The 21,939-nt window shown below is 70.5% G+C and carries 11 protein-coding genes; 9 read left to right on the forward strand and 2 right to left on the reverse strand.

The genetic code is table 11. The features are described from left to right. Window positions 1-79: 79 nt before the first annotated feature. From ACIQHQ_RS10440 to ACIQHQ_RS10455, 4 genes are all read left to right on the forward strand, one after another. The gene (locus tag ACIQHQ_RS10440) at window positions 80-6,406 is read left to right on the forward strand and encodes a protein kinase (RefSeq protein WP_402611644.1); all 6,327 of its coding nucleotides are present in this window, start codon (window positions 80-82) and stop codon (window positions 6,404-6,406) included. Between the two features lie 21 nt (window positions 6,407-6,427). Beyond that, the gene (locus ACIQHQ_RS10445; protein ID WP_402611408.1) at window positions 6,428-9,370 is read left to right on the forward strand and encodes a DEAD/DEAH box helicase; all 2,943 of its coding nucleotides are present in this window, start codon (window positions 6,428-6,430) and stop codon (window positions 9,368-9,370) included. Next, window positions 9,370-13,545: an Eco57I restriction-modification methylase domain-containing protein gene (locus ACIQHQ_RS10450; protein WP_402611409.1), complete on the forward strand. Its 4,176-nt coding sequence runs from the start codon at window positions 9,370-9,372 to the stop codon at window positions 13,543-13,545. Before ACIQHQ_RS10445 ends, ACIQHQ_RS10450 begins: the two co-directional genes overlap by 1 nt. 147 nt (window positions 13,546-13,692) lie before the next feature. Next, window positions 13,693-14,709 carry an EcsC family protein gene (locus ACIQHQ_RS10455; RefSeq protein ID WP_402611410.1) on the forward strand — a complete coding sequence of 339 codons (1,017 nt, stop codon included), beginning with the start codon at window positions 13,693-13,695 and terminating at the stop codon, window positions 14,707-14,709. Between the two features lie 51 nt (window positions 14,710-14,760). On the opposite strand, the gene ACIQHQ_RS10460 is transcribed toward ACIQHQ_RS10455, so the two are convergent. Then, window positions 14,761-14,952, reverse strand: coding sequence for a DUF397 domain-containing protein (locus ACIQHQ_RS10460; RefSeq protein ID WP_402611412.1), 192 nt, complete (start codon window positions 14,950-14,952; stop codon window positions 14,761-14,763). Further along, window positions 14,949-15,830, reverse strand: a complete 882-nt coding sequence (locus ACIQHQ_RS10465; protein ID WP_402611414.1) for a Scr1 family TA system antitoxin-like transcriptional regulator — start codon at window positions 15,828-15,830, stop codon at window positions 14,949-14,951. Before ACIQHQ_RS10465 ends, ACIQHQ_RS10460 begins: the two co-directional genes overlap by 4 nt. A gap of 166 nt (window positions 15,831-15,996) precedes the next feature. Between ACIQHQ_RS10465 and ACIQHQ_RS10470 the strand changes: the two genes are divergently transcribed. The 5 genes from ACIQHQ_RS10470 to ACIQHQ_RS10490 all read left to right on the forward strand — a co-directional run bounded on the left by ACIQHQ_RS10470 (window position 15,997) and on the right by ACIQHQ_RS10490 (window position 21,872). Next, window positions 15,997-16,431 (forward strand): ATP-binding protein, encoded by a 435-nt coding sequence (locus ACIQHQ_RS10470; RefSeq protein WP_402611415.1) that lies wholly within the window; start codon window positions 15,997-15,999, stop codon window positions 16,429-16,431. A gap of 338 nt (window positions 16,432-16,769) precedes the next feature. After that, complete coding sequence (locus ACIQHQ_RS10475; RefSeq protein WP_402611417.1) at window positions 16,770-18,434, forward strand: hypothetical protein; 1,665 nt, start codon at window positions 16,770-16,772, stop codon at window positions 18,432-18,434. Beyond that, complete coding sequence (locus tag ACIQHQ_RS10480; protein ID WP_402611419.1) at window positions 18,431-18,715, forward strand: hypothetical protein; 285 nt, start codon at window positions 18,431-18,433, stop codon at window positions 18,713-18,715. The genes ACIQHQ_RS10475 and ACIQHQ_RS10480 overlap by 4 nt, the downstream gene beginning before the upstream one ends. Then, window positions 18,712-19,311: a nucleotide exchange factor GrpE gene (locus ACIQHQ_RS10485; RefSeq protein ID WP_402611421.1), complete on the forward strand. Its 600-nt coding sequence runs from the start codon at window positions 18,712-18,714 to the stop codon at window positions 19,309-19,311. Before ACIQHQ_RS10480 ends, ACIQHQ_RS10485 begins: the two co-directional genes overlap by 4 nt. Window positions 19,312-19,373: 62 nt before the next feature. Next, a complete protein-coding gene (locus ACIQHQ_RS10490; RefSeq protein ID WP_402611423.1) occupies window positions 19,374-21,872 on the forward strand; it encodes an Hsp70 family protein in 2,499 nt (832 codons plus the stop codon). Window positions 21,873-21,939: the final 67 nt, after the last annotated feature.

Below are 21,939 nucleotides of genomic sequence, written 5' to 3' on the forward strand. Positions count from 1 at the left end.
ACCTTGTATACGCCGGGTGAGACGGGGAGGGCCAGTGAGCCTGGGGGGAACGGTCGACGGACGCTTCCGGATCACGGGGATGCTGGGGCGCGGGAACATGGGCGAGGTGCACCGGGCCGAGGACCTTGAGGCCGCCCTGGACTCCCCGCACCGGGAGGTCGCGCTCAAGACCGTGTTGCGGGCCCGGACCGGGGTCGCCGTCGACTCTTCGGGGTCCGGTAAGGAGATCGACCGGTTCCGCCGCGAAGTGCGGATCATGCGCATGCTCTCCCAGGGCCACCCGAACCTCACCCTGCTCGTCGATGGCGGAGTGGACGGCGGTGCGGACGGGGCACCGGGCGGTACCGGCCTGCCCTACCTGGCCATGGAACTGCTCGACGGTCATCCGCTCGCCGATCTCATCGACGAGGAGCCCCAGCTCCCGGTCTCCTGGGCCGCCGCCATCGGGGCGCAGATCGCCTCCGGTCTCACCGCCGCGCACACCGCCGGGGTCGTCCACCGCGATCTGAAGCCGGCCAACGCGATGCTGACCCGTGACGGCACCGTCAAGGTTCTCGACTTCGGCATGGGCTCGGTCGTCGACGATCCCGACCAGACCCGCCTGACCAGCACGGGCGTGAGCGTCGGCACGGCTCGCTACATGGCGCCGGAGCAGTTCCGTGCCGAACAGGTCACCGCGTCCGCAGACCTCTACGCGTTCGGCTGCGTCCTCTACGAGCTGCTGATAGGACGGCCGCCGTTCTCCGCCAGGACCCCCTACGAACTCTCCGAGCAGCACCAGTACGAGCGTCCGCCCCGGCTCACCCTGGTGCGCCCGGATCTGCCCGCCGAACTGGTCCGGCTGGTGGACCGGCTCTTGGAGAAGGACGCCGAACTGCGGCCCGACAACGCCGCCCTGGTCCGTGAGGCCCTGATCCCGCTCGCGTTCGCGCCGGACGACACGGCCGCCCTGCTCGCTCCGCACTGGCAGGCGATGGACCCGGTGGCCCGCCTGCGCGCCCTGCTCCCCGAACCCGCTCCGGCCGCGCCGGCACCCGTGCCGCGTAGGGATCCGCGCCTTCCCGAGGCCATGGACGTTTTCGGTATCCATGCCGACCTGATCGGCGAGTACGAGAGTTTCACCAGGAGCGCGACGGTGATCCGGGACGCCCGGATCGAGGGCTTCGTCGCGGACGACCTGGCGGCGAAGTCCCAGTGGCCAGACCCGTGGCTGTCGCTCAACCCGTTCTTCGCCGACGGCGGCCAGGTCACCGATCTCGTCCGGGACGGTGTACTGCACCCGCGGTGCGCGGAGATCTTCCAGGCCGGCAAGAAGAAGACCTCGCCGCGCCCCGACGGCCGGCCGCTGAACTTCCACCTCCACCAGCGGCAGGCGATCGAGGCCGCGCAGGCGGGCGACTCCTATGTGCTCACCACCGGTACCGGCTCCGGCAAGTCGCTGTCCTACATCGTCCCCATCGTGGACCGGGTGCTGAAGGAGCGTCAGGCGGTGGGCCCGAACGCGGGCGGCCGGGTGCGCGCGATCGTCGTCTACCCGATGAACGCTCTGGCCAACTCGCAGCTGGGCGAGCTGGAGAAGTACCTGCAATACGGTTTCGGTAAGGGCCGTGAGCCGGTCACCTTCGCCCGCTACACGGGCCAGGAGTCCGACGAGGACCGTCGCAAGCTGCGCAAGGACCCTCCGGACATCCTGCTGACCAACTACGTGATGCTGGAGCTGATGCTGACCCGGCCGGACGACCGGACCAGCCTGATCCGCATGGCCCAGGGGCTGCAGTTCCTGGTCTTCGACGAGCTGCACACCTACCGGGGCCGGCAGGGCGCGGACGTGGCGCTCCTGATCCGCCGCGTGCGTGAGGCCTGCCGCGCCTCGAAGACCCTTCAGTGCATCGGCACCTCGGCGACCATGTCCACCGAAGGCTCCTGGGAGGACCAGCGGCGCGAGGTGGCCAGGGTGGCCGGCCGGTTGTTCGGGACGACGGTGCTGCCGAAGCGGGTCATCGGCGAGACCCTGGTCCGGGCGACCGACGAGGCACCCGGGACCGTACCCGCCGAGCGGCTGCGGGTACCGGCGGCGCCCCGCTCGTACGACGCGCTGACGAAGGATCCGCTGGCCCGCTGGGTGGAGTCGCGGTTCGGGCTGGAGGCCGAAGAGAGTACAGGGCGGCTGCGTCGCTGCGCTCCGGACACCGTCGAGGCCGCGGCGGCGGAACTCGCCGCCGCCTCCGGAGTCCCCGAGCAGAGTGTGCGCGAGGCGATCCGTACGACGCTGGAGGCGGGGGCGCAGGCCAAGCACCCTGTGACGGAGCGGCCGTTGTTCGCGTTCCGGCTGCACCAGTTCCTGTCCAAAGGCGACACCGTCTACACGACGCTGGAGGATCCACTCACCCGGCCGCTCACCCGCACCTACCAGCTGGAGCAGCCGGACAGCGACGGCAAGCCGCTGTTCCCGCTGGCGTTCTGCCGGGAGTGCGGCCAGGAGTACTTGACCGTATGGCGGACCGAGGACGGCGGCACCTTCCGGTACGAGCCGCGTCGGGACACCTCCGCGTCGGGGGGCCGCCAGGGTGAGGGCTATCTGTACCTGGGCATGCCCGGTGAGGACTACGAGTGGCCGGCCGAACCGCAGAAGGCCGTGGACGACCGGCGCTTGCCGGAGTCGTGGCTGGAGCCGGACGCCCAGGGTGTGACGGTCGTCAAGAAGTCCTACCGGCCCCGGGTGCCCCGACGGGTCGTCGTGGATGCCCACGGGAACGAGTCGGGCGAGGGGCTGACCGCGGCGTTCGTCCCGGCGCCGTTCCTGTTCTGTGTGCACTGCCAGGTCTCCTACGAACAGACCCGCGGCCGGGACTTCGCCAAGCTGGCCACCCTGGACCAGGAGGGGCGTTCCTCGGCGACCTCACTGATCTCCGCGTCGATCGTGAAGTCACTGCGCGCGGTGCCGGAGGACAGCCTGGGCAAGGAGGCCCGCAAGCTGCTCACCTTCGTCGACAACCGGCAGGACGCCTCGCTCCAGGCCGGGCACTTCAACGACTTCGCCCAGGTGACGCAGTTGCGCGGCGCCCTGTACCAGGCCGCGGTGCGGGCCGGTGAGGAAGGGCTGAGCCACGACGACCTCGCCGAAGCCGTCACCGAGGTGATGGGCCTGACGCCACGCGAATACACGACAGGCGCGGACCTGACGCCCGCCATGGAGCGCCGGGCCGTGAAGACCTTCCGGGAGGTCGTGGGATACCGCCTCTACCGCGACCTGGAACGTGGTTGGCGCATCACGATGCCGAACCTGGAGCAGACGGGGTTGCTGCGGATCGACTACGAGGATCTGGACTGGCTCGCCGCCAACGACGCGCGCTGGCAGTCTGCTCACACGGTGCTGCGGGGCGCCGACCCGGCCCTGCGCGAGGAGGTCACCCGTACACTGCTCGACTTCATGCGGCGAGCACTGGCCATCGACGTGCAGTACTTCCGCGAGGACTTCGACGTCCTTCAGCGGGCGAGCGAGGAGCGGCTGGCCGGGGCGTGGGTGCTGAGCGAGAGTGACCGGCCGGCCGTCGGAACCGCCTACCCCTACGGGTCCCGGCCGGGTATGGAGCGCTCCGCGCTGTTCCTGTCGGCCCGTGGCAAGTTCGGCAAGTACCTGCAGCGGAACATGCCCGAGTTGCGCGATCCGTCCTTCTCGCTGGACGACGTACAGACCGTCATCGAGGATCTGCTGAAGGTACTGAGGGATGCGGATCTGGTGCGCGAGGTGGATGCTACCCCGGAGCTCTCCGGCCCGGCCTACCGGCGCCGCGCGGCGCAGAAGCGCACCGGTTACCGGGTGTCGGCCGCCCACCTGATCTGGCGGGCCGGAACCGGTGAGCGGGGCGTGGTCGACCCGCTGGCTCGCACCTACCGGGGCGGCGAGGGCCCGCGCGTCAACCCGTTCTTCCGGGACCTCTACCGCACCGCGGCCGCCGAGCTGGCCGGCCTGTACGCGCGGGAGCACACCGCCCAGGTCCTTCCGGAGGACCGGCTGGAGCGTGAGGAGCTGTTCCGGGAGGCCAAGCTGCCTCTGCTGTACTGCTCCCCGACGATGGAACTGGGCGTGGACATCTCCTCGCTCAACGCCGTGCTGATGCGCAACGTACCGCCGACCCCGGCGAACTACGCGCAGCGCTCGGGCCGGGCGGGCCGTTCCGGTCAGCCCGCGCTGGTGACCACGTACTGCGCGACGGGCAACAGCCACGACCAGTACTACTTCCGCCGCTCCCAGGACATGGTGTCCGGACAGGTGGCCCCGCCGCGGCTGGATCTGGCCAACGAAGATCTGGTCCGCTCCCACCTCCAGGGCATCTGGCTGGCGGAGGCCGACATGAAGCTCGGCACCGCGATCCCGGAGGTCGTCGACGTCGCCTACGACCCCGAGGGCGGTGACCGCCCCGATCCGCTGATGCCGCTGCCGCTGCGTTCGGAGATCCGCGACCGGTCCCTGGACGAGACCGCCCGCAGCCGCGCGGCCGCCACCGCCCGTACCGTTCTCGCCCCGCTGATCACGGACTTCGAGGCGACCACGTGGTGGTACGACGAGTGGATCGAGGACCGCATCGAGCGGGCCCCGGCGGAGTTCGACGCCGCCTTCGACCGGTGGCGCGACCTGTTCCGGGCGGCCGTCATCGACCAGTACGAGCAGAACAAGCGCGTCGTCGACCACACCCTGACGCAGGGCGAGCAGAGCCGGGCGCGCAGCCGCCGCAGGGAGGCCGAGACACAGACGAACCTGCTGCTGAACCGCTCCACCGACAACAAGTCGGTGATGAGCGACTTCAATCCCTACCGTTATCTGGCGTCCGAGGGGTTCCTGCCCGGTTACAGCTTCCCGCGGCTGCCGCTGGCCGCGTACATCCCGCGGTCCGGCAACCGCCGCAACGCCGACGGGGACTATCTCCAGCGGCCCCGGTTCCTCGCCATCCGCGAGTTCGGTCCTGGTGCGCTCATCTACCACGAGGGTGCCCGCTACCAGGTCACACGGGTACAGCTGCCGCCGGACGCCACGGGCGAGCTGGCGACGGCGGAGGCCCGGCGATGCGAGGGCTGCGGCTATCACTACGCCGTCAGGCCCGGCCTCGACCGGTGCGACATGTGCGGGGAGGAGCTGCGCGGCAAGCGCACCGGTCTGCTCCATCTGCACACCGTGTACACCACTCCGCGCGAGCGGATCTCCTCCGACGAAGAGGAGCGCCGGCGGGCCGGTTTCCGCCTGGAGACCTCGTACGCCTTCCAGGACCACGGCGCCCGCAAGGGCCGTCTCACCTCACATGTCGCCGACAGCGGCGGCGCGCCCGTCCTCGACCTGGACTACGGCGACTCGGCTACGGTCCGGATCACCAATCTCGGCCGGGTCCGCGACAAGGAGGGGGAGCCGGACGGCTACTGGCTGGACCTGGGCGACGGTCGCTGGCTCAACGACCGGGCCGCCGCGGACGCCATCGAGGGCACCGGCATGCCGGTGGTCGACGAGGACGGCAACGAGAAGCGGCGCAAGAAGCGGGTCCTGCCGTTCGTGGAGGACCGGCGCAACATCCTCGTCGTCACGTTGGACGAGCCGCTGCCCGAGCCGGCGGCGCTGTCGTTCCTCTACGCAATGGAGCGAGGCATCGAGGCGGCGTTCGAGTTGGAGGATTCCGAACTGACCGCGGAGCTGCTGCCGCCGGACGACGGGCCGCGCCGCCGCATGCTGTTCACGGAAGCCGCCGAGGGCGGCGCCGGTGTACTGCGCCGGATCCAGCACGAGAGGGGCGCCCTCGCCGAGGCCGCGAAAACCGCCCTGGAGATCTGCCACTTCGACCGGGACACCGGCGAGGACGAGGGCGGGCCGGCGGACGGCGAGAAGTGCGCCCGCGGTTGCTACGCCTGTCTGCTGACCTACGGCAACCAGACACACCACCGTCAGCTGAGCCGGCACGCGGCCCAGCCGCTGCTGCTGCGACTGGCCGAGGCCCGCACCGAGCGCGAGGACCGCGGCGAGTCCCGCAGCGAACGGTTCCGCAGGCTGGCCCCGGCGCCCGCCGGGCCGCAGGCCGCCGCCCCCACGAGCACATCACCGACCCCTGTGGAGGCCGATCTCGCGGCGCTCGTCGCGGACGGCGACCTGCTCGGGTGGCTGAAGGCGAAGGGCCACCGACTCCCCGACGAGGTCCGTGTGCCCGTCCCGGAGGCGGACGCCTGCCCCGACCTCGTGTTCCATCTGGACGGCGCCGACCTCGCCGTGTTCGTCGACGTCCCCGGCCACGCGCCCGGCGCCGACCGTGACCTCGAAGCCGGTTACCGCCTGGAGGAGGCCGGCTGGGACGTGCTGCGATTCCCCACAGACGCGGACTGGGACGCCATCGCCGACCACAACGCCACCTATTTCCACCTCCGTTGACCGCTAGGAACCGAAGATCTCATGAGCCTCACGTACACAGCCGGTTCGCTGGTCGCCGCCCGTGGCCGGGAATGGGTGGTGCTGCCCGAGAGCGCCGCCGACATGCTGGTGCTGCGCCCGCTGGGCGGGAGCGAGGACGACATCGCGGCCGTCTTCCCCGCGTTCGAGGACGTGCGCCACGCGGAGTTCGCAAAGCCGAGCGCCGCCGACCTGGGTGACCAGCGTGCCGCCGGTCTGCTGCGCACGGCACTGCGCGTCGGTTTCCGGTCCGGCGCGGGCCCGTTCCGCTCGCTGGCGTCGATCGCCGTGGAGCCCCGCGCCTACCAACTGGTCCCGCTGCTGATGGCGCTGCGGCAGCGCACCGTACGGCTGCTGATCTCGGACGACGTCGGTATCGGCAAGACGGTCGAGGCGGGCCTCATCGTCAAGGAGCTGCTCGCGCAGGGCGAGGCGACGAGGCTGGCCGTGCTCTGCTCCCCTTCGCTCGCTGAGCAGTGGCAGTCCGAGCTACGGGAGAAGTTCGGGATCGACGCCGAACTTGTCCTGGCCTCCACGGTGTCGCGCCTGGAGCGCGGTCTGGAGCTGGGCCAGTCCCTGTTCGACAGGCACCCGTTCACGATCATCTCGACGGACTTCATCAAGTCGACCCGCCACCGCGAGGACTTCGTCCGGCACTGCCCGGACCTGGTGATCGTCGACGAGGCCCACTCCTGCGTGGCCGCCGACGACGCCACACAGGGCGGCACGTCCTCCACGAACCAGCTCCGCTACGAGCTGCTGCGCAGGATCTCCGCAGACCCGGACCGGCATCTGCTGCTGCTGACCGCGACCCCGCACTCCGGCAAGGAGTCCGCGTTCCGCAACCTGCTCGGCCTGGTCCGGCCCGAGCTGGCGACGGTGAACCTGGAGACCCCGGCGGGGCGGGCGAAGCTCGCCGAGTACTTCGTCGCCCGCAAGCGCGCCGACGTCCGTACCTATCTCACCAAGGAGGACGGCCTCGCCGACGACTCCCTGGCCGAGCGGACCGCCTTCCCCTCCGACCGCTGGACGAAGGACGAGCCGTACCGGCTGACCCCCGCCTACCGGGCGCTGCTCGACGATGCCATCGCCTACGCCCGGGACCGCGTCGAAGCGGCCGGGGAGCAGGGCAAGCGGGAAGCCCGTATCGCCTGGTGGTCGGTGATCGCGCTGCTGCGCTCGATGGTGTCCTCGCCGGCGGCCGCCGCTCAGACCCTCAAGACCCGCTCCGAGTCCGCCGCGGCCCGCACCGCGCAGGAGGCGGATGCGCTGGGTGCCAAGGTGGCGGCCGACTCCGCTGACAACGACCGGCTGGAGGGCGTGGATGTCGCTCCCGGTGCTGCCGAGTCGGAGGAGGCGGGCGCCCGGCTGCTCGAACTCTCGCAGCGGGCGGCGCGGTTGGTCGGCCCGGCCGAGGACGCGAAGCTGAAGGCGCTCACCGGCCACCTCAAGAAGCTGATCGCCGACGGCTACCACCCGATCGTCTTCTGCCGCTACATCCCCACCGCGGAGTACCTCGCCCAGCAGCTCGACGGCAAGCTCGGCAAGAAAACGAAGATCGCCGCCGTGACCGGCACGCTCTCCCCGCAGCAGCGCCTTGAGCGCATCGAGGAGCTCGGCGCCGACTCCGCCGAGGAGGTGGGCGACCCGGCCGTTCGCCGCGTGCTGATCGCCACCGACTGCCTATCGGAGGGCGTCAACCTCCAGCACCACTTCGACGCCGTCGTCCACTACGACCTGGCCTGGAACCCGACCCGTCACGACCAGCGCGAGGGCCGCGTCGACCGGTACGGCCAGAAGCGCGACGAGGTCCGGGTCATCACCATGTTCGGCGAGGACAACGGGATCGACGGCAAGGTCCTGGAGGTGCTGTTCGCGAAGCACCGGCAGATCAAGAAGGACCTGGGCATCTCCGTCTCCGTGCCCGACGAGACCGCCTCCGGTGTCACCGACGCCGTGGTGGAGTGGCTGCTGCTGCACGGGCGGCAGGGCAGCCAGGAGAGCCTGTTCGAGCTGGACAGCCACCAGGAGTCCTTCGAGCGTATCGAGCGCGAGTGGACTTCCGCCGCCGAGCGGGAGAAGACCTCGCAGTCCAAGTACGCCCAGCGCACCATCCACCCGGAGGAGGTGGCCCGGGAGGTCGCCGCCGTGCGGGCTGCGCTCGGCGGCGCCGACGAGGTCCGCGACTTCGCCCTAGAGGCGCTGCGCGAGCTGGACGCCTTGGTCCGCGAACCACGCGACGGCGGCGGTGACTTCACCGCGCAGGTCGGCGGCACCCCCGCGGGCCTGCGGGACGCGCTCGCCGCCACCCTCGGCGGCCGGCTCGTCGAGGAGGACCGTGAGATCCCGTTCCGTACGACCCCAGCGGTCGCCCGCGGCGAGGCCGCCCTGGTCCGCACCGACCCGGCGATCGGAGCCGTGGCCTCGTACGTCCTGGACTCGGCGCTCGACGCGAACACCCCCGGCCCGCGACCGGCCCGCCGCTGCGGTGTGGTCACCACGGACGCGGTGACGATCCGCACCACACTCCTCCTGGTCCGCTACCGCTTCCACCTCACGCTCCCGTCCCGTACCGGCGAGCGGCAACTGGTCGCCGAGGACGCCCGTCTGCTCGCCTACGAGGGACTGCCTTCCCGCGCCCGCTGGCTGGACGACGACGCGGCCGCCGCGCTCCTCGGGGCCCGCGCCATCGCCAACACCCACGAGCAGCGGGCCCGCAACCAGATCAGCCGCGATCTGGACGGTCTGCCGGACCTCGCCGGATACCTCTCCGAGTACGGCACCCGCCTGGCCGCCGAACTCGACGCCTCGCACCGCCGGGTCCGCAAGGCCAACGAGGAGATCGTCCGCGGCCTGAAAGTCGTCCCCCAGGAGCCGGCCGACGTCCTTGGCGTATACGTCTACCTGCCGCAGCCCGCCTCTACCGCGTCCGGAGCCGAAGCCTGATGTCCGCCGCCACCCGCACCGCCCTGGCCTTCACCGCCGTCACCACGGTCGGCGGACTCTTCCCCGCCGACATGCTGCTGCGTATCCCCGAGGGGCGGAACCTGCCGGGCACCAAGCCCGCCGACTACGGCCTGCCCTCCTCGGTGCCCGTGCGTGACGAGGCCGAGCGTGCCTGGGAGTACCTCAAGCCGCTCTGGCGCGATCTGCGCGCCGCCCTGCCCGCCGACCCCGAGACCGGTGCCCCCGCCGCCGACCCGACCGGCCGCGCCGGCACCGACTGGCTCGCCCAGCTCTTCCGCAAGCTGGACTTCGGCGCGCTGACGGAGGTGGGGCCGCATGGCATCCCGGCCGACACCGACCCCGACAAGCACTTCCCGGTCTCCCACCGTCACGGCCCGGCCCTCGTCCACCTCATCCCCTGGAACCAGGACCTGGACAAGCGCGCGGCGGGCCAGGTGCCCCCGCAGTCCATGCTCCAGGACTGCCTCAACCGCACCGAGGCCCACCTGTGGGCGGTCCTCACCAACGGCCGTCGCGTACGTCTGCTGCGCGACTCCTCGTCCTTCGCTACAGCCGCCTACGTCGACTTCGACCTGGAAGCCATCTTCGACGGCGAGCTGTTCAGCGAGTTCGTGCTGCTGTACTGCGTACTGCACGCGTCCCGGTTCACGGTGGCGGAGGGGACGGCGGCTTCGGGGTGCTGGCTGGAGAAGTGGCGGACGGTCGCCATAGAGTCCGGCAGCCGTGCCCTCGACCACTTCCGCGACGGCGTCCAGGCGGCCCTCACCGTCCTCGGCACCGGCTTCCTGAGCCACCCGGACAACACCGCCCTCCGCGCCAACCTGGACGTTCACGCCTTCCAGACGGCCCTGCTGCGGCTCGTCTACCGCATGATCTTCCTCTTCGTGGCCGAGGACCGGGGCGCCCTGCTGGACCCCGACGCGGACGAACGGACCGTCGACCGCTTCACTCGCTACTTCTCCACGGCCCGCCTCCGCCGTCATGCGCTACGACGCCTCGGCACCGCGCACGACGACCAGTACCGCGCCTTGGAGCTGCTGATCGAGGCGCTGGGCTCCGAGCGGGGCCGCCCCGAGCTGGGTCTGAAAGGACTCGGCGGCCTCTTCAACGACACCCCGGCCGACAAGCCCCTGCGTGGAGTGCGGCTCGCCAACCGCCATCTCTTCGAGGCCGTCAAGCACCTGGCCCGCGTACGGGACGCCGGTTCCGCGCGCTGGCGTCCGGTGGACTACCTGCGCATGGGTGCCGAGGAACTGGGGTCCGTGTACGAGGCGTTGCTGGAGCTGGTGCCGAAGCACAGCGCCGCCGACCGCACCTTCGAACTGGTCGACCGGATCGGCAACGACCGCAAGAAGACCGGCAGCTACTACACCCCTGCCCCGCTCACCGAAACCTTGCTGGACTCCACGCTGAACCCGGTGATCGACGACGCCGTCAAGCGCGGGGAGCAACGCGCGAGCGCCGAGGGGCAGCCCGACCCTGCCGACACGATCGTCGAGGAGCTTCTGTCCCTCACGGTGTGCGACCCCGCGTGCGGGTCGGGGCACTTCCTGGTGGCGGCGGCCCGGCGTATCGCGAAGCGTGTCGCCGCGGTGCGTGAGCGCAACCCGGAGCCCACGGACCGGGCCGTGCGCCACGCCCTGCACCAGGTCGTCGCGCGCTGTGTGTACGGCGTGGACCTCAACCCCATGGCCGTCGAACTGGCCAAGGTGTCCCTGTGGCTGGAAGCGATGGAGCCCGGACGACCGCTCGGCTTCCTCGACGCCCACATCAAGCACGGCAATGGCCTGATCGGGGCGACGCCGGCGCTGATGCGGGACGGGATCCCCAACAAGGCGTTCAAGAAGGCCGAGGGTGACGACGAGGGGTGGGCACGGCAGCTTCTCTCCCGTAACGCCCTCGAACGTGAGGGCCAGGGTGGGCTGTTCGAGGTCGAGACGGAGACGAAGGTCGCCAACGGTTCGTTCGCGCGCGGGCTGCGCCGGATCACGGCGGCCCCGGCCGGTGACCTCAAGGACATCCGCCGCAAGGAGGCCGACTACCGGGACTGGGCGAATTCCGCGGAGTATCTGCGGGCTCTGCATCTGGCGGACGCGTGGTGTGCGGCGTTCGTCTGGGTGAAGAGCGAGGAGGCGCCGCCGGCCATCACGCACAAGGTGTTCCGAGGGCTGGAGGACCCCGAGGGGGACGCGGCGCCGCAGTCGACCCACGACGAGATCGTAAGGCTGCGGGACCAGTACGCCTTTTTCCACTGGCACTTGGAGTTCCCGGAGGTCTTCGCGGTTCCGGAGGACGGGGACGTGTCGGCGGGAGCGGGTTCCGTTGATTCGGGGACGGGGTGGGCCGGGGGGTTCTCTTGTGTGGTGGGGAATCCGCCGTGGGACCGTTCCGAGTTCGAGGACAAGAAGTACTTCAGCGTGGTGCAACCATCTATTGCGGAACTGGCAGGCACCGCCATGCGCAAGCGAATCACCGAATGGCTGCAAGAAAATCCCGAGGAGGCGGAGCGCTATCAGATCGCGCGCCGAACATTGAAGTCAACCTTCATGTTCACGGCGAACTCGGGCGTTTTCCCTCTGTGTGCGCAAGGGCTCACGGCTGGGGGCGTCACCAAGCTCCAGACAGATCAGCTGTTCACCGAGCTCTTCTCTTTCGTGTGCAGCCCAACCGGCCGCTTTGGCTCGATCATCCCAACCGCGATTGCCACGAACGCCGGTGGGCAGTTCCTGTTCGGCGACTTCGTACGCAGGGGCGCGCTTGCGTCGCTACTGGACTTCGAGAATCGACGACCCACGTCCCCCGCACTGCCGAAGGCAGGCAGGTGGTTCGAGAGCGTCCACCCCGGATACAAGTTTTGCTTGCTCGCCCTCACGGGCAGATCCGTCCGGCTGCCCGCCGCGCGCTTCGGCTTCTTCCTCTCCGACATCACCGATCTTGACGACGAGAACAGTGTCTTCACAATGTCGCCGGAGGAACTGGCACTCATTAACCCGAACACGGGGACCTTGCCGATCTTCCGCAACCGACGAGACGCGGACCTCACGGTAGGGGTCTACCGTCGCTTTCCAGTACTGCAGAACGAGAAAGCGCGAGATGGCGACCCGTGGAAGATCGCTTTCAAGTACATCTTCCGCAGCGCCAACGACGGGGACATCTTCCGCACCCGCGCCGAGTTGGAAGAAGACGGTTGGCAGCTGCAGGGCCATGTCTTTGTGCGCGGGGATGAACGCATGCTGCCTTTGTACGAAGCCAAGATGGTCGACTTCTTCAACCACCGTGCCGCCGATGTCGTCAAGAGTCTGACTGCGGTGAATCGGCAGAACCAACCGAGCTATCTGCCTGAGAAGGAGCTGCGTGACCCGACGCGTCAGGCCCTGCCTCTGAACTGGGTCCAGCAGGATGGGACGATCCCAACAGAGCGCAACGGTCGGACGGTTGAGGTGCCCGGCGTCGATGTGCGCCTCGCCGACGCCCACTGGGACCGTGACTGGCTCTGCGGTTGGTGCGATGTGACCGCCTCGACCAACGAACGCACGTCGATCCCGGCTTTCATCCCGCGCGTAGCCACCCTGCACACCTACCCCCTGATGCTCCCCCGTGTCGCACCCTCACTGGTCGCTGCCCTGATCGCGACCCAGTCGTCCCTGGTCTTCGACTTCGTGAGCCGTCAGAAGATCAGCGACGCCCACATGAAGCTGTTCATCTGGAAGCAGCTCCCCGTCCCCACTCCCACGACCCTCGAACCCCACCTCCCCTTCCTCCTCCCCCGCGTCCTGGAACTCGTCTACACGGCCTACGACATGACCCCGCTCGCCCGCGACCTGGATGATGAGGGCGAGCCCTTCGAGTGGGACGACGACCGCCGCGCTCAGCTGCGCGCCGAGTTGGACGCCTACTTCTTCCACCTCTACGGAATCTCCCGTGAGGACACCGACTACATCCTGGAGTCCTTCCAGTCCGAGTCGGGCGGCCTGAAGAACAACGAGATTTCCGCGTTCGGCGAGTACCGAACCAAACGCCTCGTCCTCACCGAATACGACCGCATGGCCATCGCCGGCCTGACCCTGGAAAGCCCACTCACCGAGGGCGAGTCCGGCACCTACCGCTCCCCCCTCACCCGCCCCCCGGGCCATGGCCCCAGGCACCCGGCCTGACAGTCCCTCCCTGGCCCGTTCGAGAACGCGAGCGGGCCCGACCACCCTGTCCGACTTGAACTTCAGCAACGAGGTCATACCGACCCGCACCATGCCCCAGCCCCACACCACGCCACCCGGCAACCACCGTCGAAACGGAGAACCTCAGTGAGCACTGACGCCGACCACCTCCTCGACGGTATACCCGCGATGAGCAAGTACGACGAGCAGGTTTGGGCCACGCTCAACGACCACTGGCAGCGCCGCAACAATCGCCGAGGCCTGCCGAACTGGGCGAGCACAGCGCTGAGTCGCACCGGCGAGGCCGCCGGGAAGGCCACCAGACGGGTCGCGGACGCCGTCCCCGACGCAGTCTCGGGACCCGTGCGGCGCGCGGGCGACGCGGTCGCCGACAAGGCCATGCGACCGGCGCTCGCCGGCGCGGCGGCACTGCTGGACCTGGTCAACGAATGGGCCATGGAGCTCAACGACCCGAAGAACGTCGAGAAGCTGGCCCGCAAGCAGGGTCTCGAACTCGACACTTTCACCGAACTACGGAAGCAGGACCTCAAGTTCTGCGACCGGCTACTGACGCGCAACACCCTCAAATGGCGCACGGCCGGCGCGTTCGAAGGCGGAGCCATGGGCCTGCTGGCGCTGGTCCCCGTCGCCGGTATCCCCGCCGCGATGACGGCGGACATCCTCGTCATCCAGGTCCTGAGCACCTCGATCGCCTCGCGCGTCGCGTACTCCTACGGCTATGACGCCAAGGACCCCGACGAGCAGGTCTTCATCCAGCGCCTGGTACGGCGTTCCTTCATGACCCAGGCGGCCAAGGCCGAACCGTTGCGTGACACCGCCCGGGCGGCGCACGCCCTCAAGGGACGCGTCAAGTGGTCGGAGAAGCTCCGCAACGACCACCGTCTTGTGGCCGCCCTGGAGAAGTTGATGAAGCAGCTCGGCCCGGCCGGCTCCAGGGTGCCGGTGCAGAACGTCGCCAAGGTCGTACCGTTCGTGGGCATCCTCATCGGCGTCGGCATGAACTCCGCGGTCCTCGGCAGGGTGGCCAAGGACGCCCAGCGGTACTGCCAGACCCGCTTCCTGTGCGAGAAGTACGGACTGCCGCTCCCAGCCGCACTGGCGACCGACGACGAGGACGACGACACCCAGGCCAACACCACGTGAGCGCTGCGGTGGCGCCCGACCAGAGCGCCACCGTGGCCTTCGCCGCCCCGCTCAGGCGTTGTCCACGAACCGCACGAACGACCGCCAGCCCTCACGCCCGACCACGAAGGCCGGGCGGCTCACATCCTTGGAGTCCCGTACGTGGACGGCCTGTTCGGCGATCGCGATCTCCACGCAGCTGTCGCCCTCGCTGCCGCTGTAGCTGGACTTGAACCAGGCGAGTTCCCTCGTACCGCTGCTCATAGCTCTCCTCGCAGTCGCTCCAGCAGGTCCCTGGATTCCTTCGGGTTCAGGGCCTGCGAGCGCAGTGTGTCATAGCGCTGGCAGAGCACACTCACCTCTTTCGGGTCAGAGATGAGCCGCCCGTTCTTCTGCCCCTCGGAGTAGCCGAGCCTCTGCCCCGCAGGAGTCTCCAGAAGCTGCAAAGGCCCGTCCAGGCACGCATGCAACCCCGCCTCCAGCGGCACCACCTGAAGCGTCACATTCCGCGGAGCGCTCCGCTCCAGCACGTGATCGAACAGCTCCCGCATCGCCTCCGCGTGCCCGAACCTCCGCCGGGACACATGCTCCTCGACGATGAAGCTGAACGGCACGGTCGGCCGCTCCCGCATCATCGCTTGGCGTTCCATCCGGGCCGCGAGCTGCGCCTCCAGTTCCCCGTCCGTCCGCAACGGGATCGTGCCCTCGAACACCGCCCGCGCATACGCCTCCGACTGCAACAGCCCCGGCACCAGCCTGCACTCGTACGTACACAGGCTCACCGCCTCCCGCTCCAGCCGGGCCCACCTCCGGAACCAGGCCGCCAGCCCCGCCTCGCCCCGGGTGAGATACTGGGCGGCCTTCCGCAGCGCACCGGTGTTCCCGAGGGCCTCCTCCGCCCGGTCCACGAAGGGGGTGTCCGGCATCCGACGCCCCAACTCCACCGATTCCACGGTGTGTTTGGAGTACCGCACCCTCGTGGCGAGTTCGGCCCTGCTGAGCCCCGCGTGCTCGCGCAGCGCCTGCACGACCGCGCCGAACGTGCGCAGACTGTCGGACGGATGGGGTTCGCGCTCCCACTCCCCCGCCGGAACCGCCCGCGCCTCGACGCCCTCGGCCACGTCCCCTTCGACGATGCCCATCCGCCGCCCCTATCTCCGTACCGAGGCGGCTTCTCACGCCACCCGCACTCGCCACTCAGCGTGACGGAACGGGGAGCGTACTGTCCACTCCGTGTGCCCGTACGCTGACTCCGCGTACGGGGCGCCGTACTCGCTCCCACCCGTGCGCGACCGCCACGCTGGCGTCATGAACCAACCCGCTTCCCAACTTGCCACACCCACCCGTACCTTCACCCAGCTACTGTCGTCCACCCGACGCGGTGCCCGGCTCGCACGGCTGCTCGCGGTGGCCCAACTGCGATCCTGGGATGCCGGGGAGGACCTCACGGAGCGTGCCGAGACCGTGGTGGCGGAGCTTGCCGCGAACGCCGTTCTCCACGGCCGCTCACCGGGCCGCAGCTTCCGGCTCACGCTCGCCCTCGACCCCTCGGCCGGGCGGCTGCGCGTCGAGGTCACCGACGCCCGCGGGGACCTGCTCCCGCACATCCCCCCGACGGACGCCGACGCGCTCCACACCTGCGGGCACGGCCTGTCCCTCGTCGCCGCCGTTGCCGACCACTGGGACTGCGTCCCCTACCCGCCCAGCGGCAAGACCGTTCGCGCGCTGCTCTCGACGCCGTAGGAACGACTGCTCGCAGTGAGATAGTCGAGAACACCGGGGTCGAGTCCTGGGCATGCAGAAACCAGCCATCCCACCCGTCAGTGCGTTGACGTCGCCAACACGCTTATCTACGGTGGCTGCTGATACGCAAGGGGCTCAGGGGGCAACAAGCCGTGCAGGGGGGCAACACCGGTGAATCGGACCGGCCGGTCACGGCCCACCACTTGCTGAAAGCCGCCGAACGTGCCTACGTGCGAGCCGAGTTCAGCGTCGTAAGACCGCTTCTTCAACGCTTTCAAGCCACGTTCGGTACCCCGGACCCCGACGACATCGACGGCCCTGACGCCATACCGCACGCCGTGCTCCGCGCCGCGCTGGCCGCGCGGGCCGGGAACTGGCCGGAGGCGGTGCGGCGGTGTCCCGACAGTGACCTGGACCTGGCTGAGACGGGGGTTGTGCATGCCCTCGCGGTGGGTGCCCTTCGTCGGCTGGGGGAAGAGGACGGGCGGCACACCGAATTCGGCACCGCGGCGCTCGCGATCGTCCTGTGGGCGCATCTCCTGGACGAGGACGACCCCGGCGACTTCCGCGCGCTGCTGACCGAGCGGCGCGGTGCTCCCGTACCCGACGAGCTCTGGGAGGACGCCCGCCGCCATCTGCTCGGGCGTATCACCGACCTGCTGGACGCTCTGGACGTCCGGGCCGGCCGGGACGTCCTCGCCGCGTGGAAGACGGCCTGGGAGGCCGAACGCGCCACTCTCGCGGTCGGTCTCTCGGCCGTCGGGCCCGACGGTCTGATCCCGGTCAGCAGAGCCGCCCGGCAGCTCCTGGCCCACGGCCACCGACAAGCCCTCCTCGACGCCTACACGGCACGCCATCCCGACACCGCCACCTGGAGCGCGGACTCGCCCGACCACCGCGCGTGCGCCGACCTCATCGCCCAGGCCCTCGCGGAACAAGCTCAGGACCGGGTGCGGGCCCAGGAGTGGAGCGAGGCTCTCACGGACTTCACCACGGCGGCGCGGCTCGGGCTCACCCTCGGCGCAGCTGAGCGGACCGCCGTGGTCCGCGCCGGGAAGAACGTCGGACGGAGCCGTACCGGGCGGGGCTACTCCCCCATCACTCGGATCCAAGGGCTGGAGCAGGCCCACGCCCTGCTGCCGGACGACGACGCGCTGGCCGCCGAACTGGCCGCCGAGCTGGTGCGGCAGGGCCGTAAGGTCTTCGACAGCGACCCCAGACAGAGCAGGGACCGCTTCACGCGCGCCCTGCTCGTGTCGCCCGGCGACCACGACGCCAGGACCGGCCTCGACGACCATCTGCGAGCGGACCTGCGCCGGACGGTGGACGGGGAACAGCCCCGGGAGAGGATCCACGAGGGCCGGGTACGGGAGCTGCTGCTGCGCGACCCCGACTACGCACCGGCCCGACGGTGGCTGGGAGACCACTACGCCGAGCAGGCCGTGGCCAACGCGTCCGACGGGCGTACGGCGGCGGCACGCTCCGCCGTACGCGACATGCTCCGTTACGGCGGCGACGGTGACCCGTACAACGAATACGACGAAGAAGACATCGATGAAGAGCTCGTCGCCCTCCTGTTCCACGCGGCACTGTTCGCGGAGGCCGAGAACCCTCGCACCGGGTTGGAACGCCGCGTCGACCTGCTGAGTACGGCTGTCGGCGTCGCCGGCCCGGCCCACGGCCCCGTCAGGGAGGCGCTCGACAGGGCGGTGCTCGACCTCGCCGAGTCCCTGGAGGCCACGGCGTCCCCGTCGGACGTCATCAGGCTGTTCCTGCGGGACCTGCTGCGGATCGGTGTCAGCGCACGCTTCGACCGGACCGTGGAGACCGCGTACCTGCGCCGCGCCGAGATCCGCGAGGAGGAGGGCGACTTCGGCGGGGCACGGCACGACCGCGCGTGCGCGGTACGGATCGGTGCCGGACTGCCGGACCAGGGGCTGCTGTTCGGGCCCGCTCCCGGCGGCGACGGCCACGACGATTCCGGACAGGGAGCCCTCTTTTGACCGTCGACCAGCCCGTCCCGGATGCCAGGGGTGCCGAGGTACCCCCGATTCCCTGGTTCGGCCCCACGCTCCACGAACTCGTCCCCGGCTGCGTGCCGGGTGCCCGGCTCCCGGCTCTCCGGGCGCAGGCAGGGCGGGCGCGCGCCGCGGCCCGGCAGGATCCGGACCGGCTGGAGCGGATCGGCCGGGCCGACCGGAACTCCCGCAGTTCCGTCACCGCCCTCGTCGCCGAGATGCTCACCCCGCCCCTGCCCCGCCCCGATACGGAGGAACTTCCGTGACCGGTCCCGCCCCGACCGCCCCCACCGGCCCGCCGTCGGAACTCGACAAACTACGGCGCCGGGTCGAGGCGCTGTCCCGCAAACGCGAGGAGGCCGAGGCCCGGCTGCACGGCCTGCTGAACGCCCTGCTGCCGCTGGACGACCTGCTCGGCGACACGCGCCGCCGGACCGGTGCCCTGCACGTGGCGCGGTCCGCGCGCGAGGCGACCTCGGCCGCCGTCGCGCTGAGCGAGCAGATCGACGCGGCTCAGCGGATGCTGCGCGGCGAGCTCGCCCGGCTCGACGTCACCGCGATGGATGTAGTGGGCAGGGCGGTCGACCCCGCGGAGATGCACGTCGTGGGGACCGAAGGCCATCCCTCCCTCCCGGAGGGCACAGTGCTGAAGGAGCAAGAAACCGGCTTCCGGCTGGGCGCGTCCGTCTTGCGGTCCGCGAAGGTGGTCATCGCGGTGCCGGGCCCCGCGCCGGAGCCGGAGCCGGTTCTGGCAGCCTCTGCAGGCGGCGGACGGGCGCAGCCACGACGCACCACCCGCTCCCAGCGGCACCTCCCGCGCAAGCCCTCGGCCGGGCGTCGACGTCGCTCCCGACGGACCTGACCCGGCGCCGTTCCCGCACCTCCCGCGCCCGACGCCCCATGACGATCAGGAAGCAGCCTTCCATGCACCGGACTCTCGGCATCGACCTCGGCACCACCAACTCCGTCACGGCCTGGCTGTCCGACGGCGTCCCCGTCGTACTGCCCAACCGGGACGGCGATCAGGCCACCCCCTCGGCCGTCGGCATCGACCACCTCGGCGGCCTGCTGGTCGGCCATGAAGCCCTCCAGTGGCGTGGTGGGGCTCCCGGGTCCGTGATCACAGAGGTGAAGCGACTGATCGGGCGGCGCTGGGACGACGAGCTCGTGCAGCAGGTGCTGAAGACGCGGCCGGGCGACGCGCCGCCGGTCCGGGACGGTGCCGACGGCTCGGTGGAGATCCGGCTCGGTACGCACTACCTGTCCCCGGTGCAGGTCTCCGCCATCCTGCTGCGGCGGCTCAAAAAGGACGCCGAGAGCGCCGCGGGGATGCCGTTCCGGCGGGCGGTGATCACGGTGCCGGCGTACTTCGCCGAACCGCAGCGCAGCGCGGTGCGGGAGGCCGGGCGGCTGGCCGGTTTCCACGTGGCGCGGATCGTGTCGGAACCGACCGCCGCCGCGCACGCCTTCGGTGTCGGAGCGGGCGGGGACGGCGCCGACGACTACGCCAACCTGCTCGTCTTCGACCTGGGCGGCGGAACCTTCGACGTGTCGCTGCTGGCGATCGGTCCGGGCTACTGCGTGGTGGGGGAACTGGGCGGGGACAACCTCCTCGGCGGCGCCGACTTCGACGCGCTGCTCGACGGCCACCTGCGTGAGCAGCTGGCCGAGCGGGACCACGGCGGCGACGGTGACGCCTCCCGGATCCGGACCGCCGCCGAACGCGTGAAGGTCGAACTGTCCTCGCGGGACGTCTCCGAAGTGACCCTCGCTCCCCTCGGCCGCCAGGGCGGATCGTGGTCCGGAGCTGTGCGGCGCACGGTCTTCGAAGAGCTGCTCACCGGGCACCTGCGGCGGATGCGGGAGAAGGCCGAGTCAGTGCTGAAGAAGGGCGACTCGCTTCCCGAGGACGTCCGGCGTGTCCTCCTGGTCGGCGGCTCCACCCGCATCCCGGCCGTCCGGCGCGACCTCGAGGACCTGTTCGGCGCGGGCAAGGTGTCGCACATGGTGGATCCCATGATGGCCGTCGCCCACGGCGCCGCCGTGGAGGCCGGGCTCCTCACCACCCTCGACTGCCCTGCCGAAAGCTGCGCCGTCGAAGGCATTCCCGTCACCGCCGACGCCTGCCCGAGCTGTGCCGCCCCGCTGCTCGGCGCGGCCACGGTGGACTGCCCGGTCTGCCATGTCCCCGCGCCCGAACTCACCGCAGCCTGCCCCGTCTGCACCACGGACCTGTCCGCACTGCGCGCGAAGGCCCCGGTTGCCGCCCACACGGAGTGCCCGGAATGCGGCCGGGAAGACAACCCCGTCACCGCGACGGTGTGCCTGGACTGCGACGCGCCGCTGGACGCGGGCGGCCTGAAGTGCCCCGGCTGCGGGATGGTCAACGCGGCCGGTCTCACCGCCTGCTCACTCTGCGGCGGCGACTTCGGCACCGCCCCCGCCGAACAGGTCACGGCACAGAACATCGCGCTGGAGCTCGACGACGGCACCGTGGAGATCCTCTTCCCCGGCGGCACGCCCTACCCGACCGAATGGCTCCCGGTGGACGACCTCGTGGTGCGTGGCGGAGGATCGGTGCGGTTCCAGGTGTGGGAGGGGCCGCACCTGCGCTCGGCCCAGCGCAACGAGTTCTGCGGCGGCTACGTCCACGAGCGCACCGACGGTCTCCGGGGAGACGTGCCGCTCGTCCTTCAGGCGCGGCTCGACGCCGACCGGACCATTGTTCTGAGGCACCGCATCGGCTCGGGGGACTGGGACGGAGCCGGGCTGCGGCGCAGCCTGGTCTCCGCCGACATCGGGCGGAGGGCGACCGAACTCCACGGCCGCTGCGAGAACTTCCTGAACGACTTCGGCGGGGAGGTCACTCCCGCCGAGCGCGACGCCCTCACCGAGGTCATGGCGGACCTGGCGGCCCTCGGCAAGGGCGAGACCGTGGGGCGTTCCCTCGACGGGCTGCTGGACTCGGCCCGGGCCACCCTGGAGTTGTGCGAGCGGGCCCGCGAAGCCTCGGCCCGGGCGGCGATCGCGGCACGGGACGGGCGTGGACTGCTGCCGTCGCCGCTGCTGGAGGAACTGCGGCGAGCGGCGGAGGCGGTCAAGGACGCGCGCGGGACCATGAACACCGACGCGATGCGGGCCACCACGGAGCGGGCCGAGGAACTGTGGACCGGTCTCGACCCGGCGGTCCGCGCCTCGATCCGGACCATCCGGCTCGCGGAACAGGACGCCTACCCGACGACCCTCCGCAAGGAGGTCCTGGCCGCCCGCGACGCCCTGCGCAGCGCCGTGGCACGCGGCGACCAGGCCGCCCAGGACACCCAGCACGTACGCCTCGGACGTCTCGCCGAACAAGGCCGTCGCGAGTACGCGGAGGTGAGGACTCCGTCCGCCGCCGCGAGCGTGCTGCCGTCCAGGCGGTGAGGCGCCACCGAGCAGGTATGTGAATACACTCTTGCCCATCATTAGTCTCTTGACAGCGTCAACAGGT

Origin of the sequence: Streptomyces sp. NPDC092370 (genome assembly GCF_044755265.1) — a bacterium.
Taxonomy (GTDB): domain Bacteria; phylum Actinomycetota; class Actinomycetes; order Streptomycetales; family Streptomycetaceae; genus Streptomyces.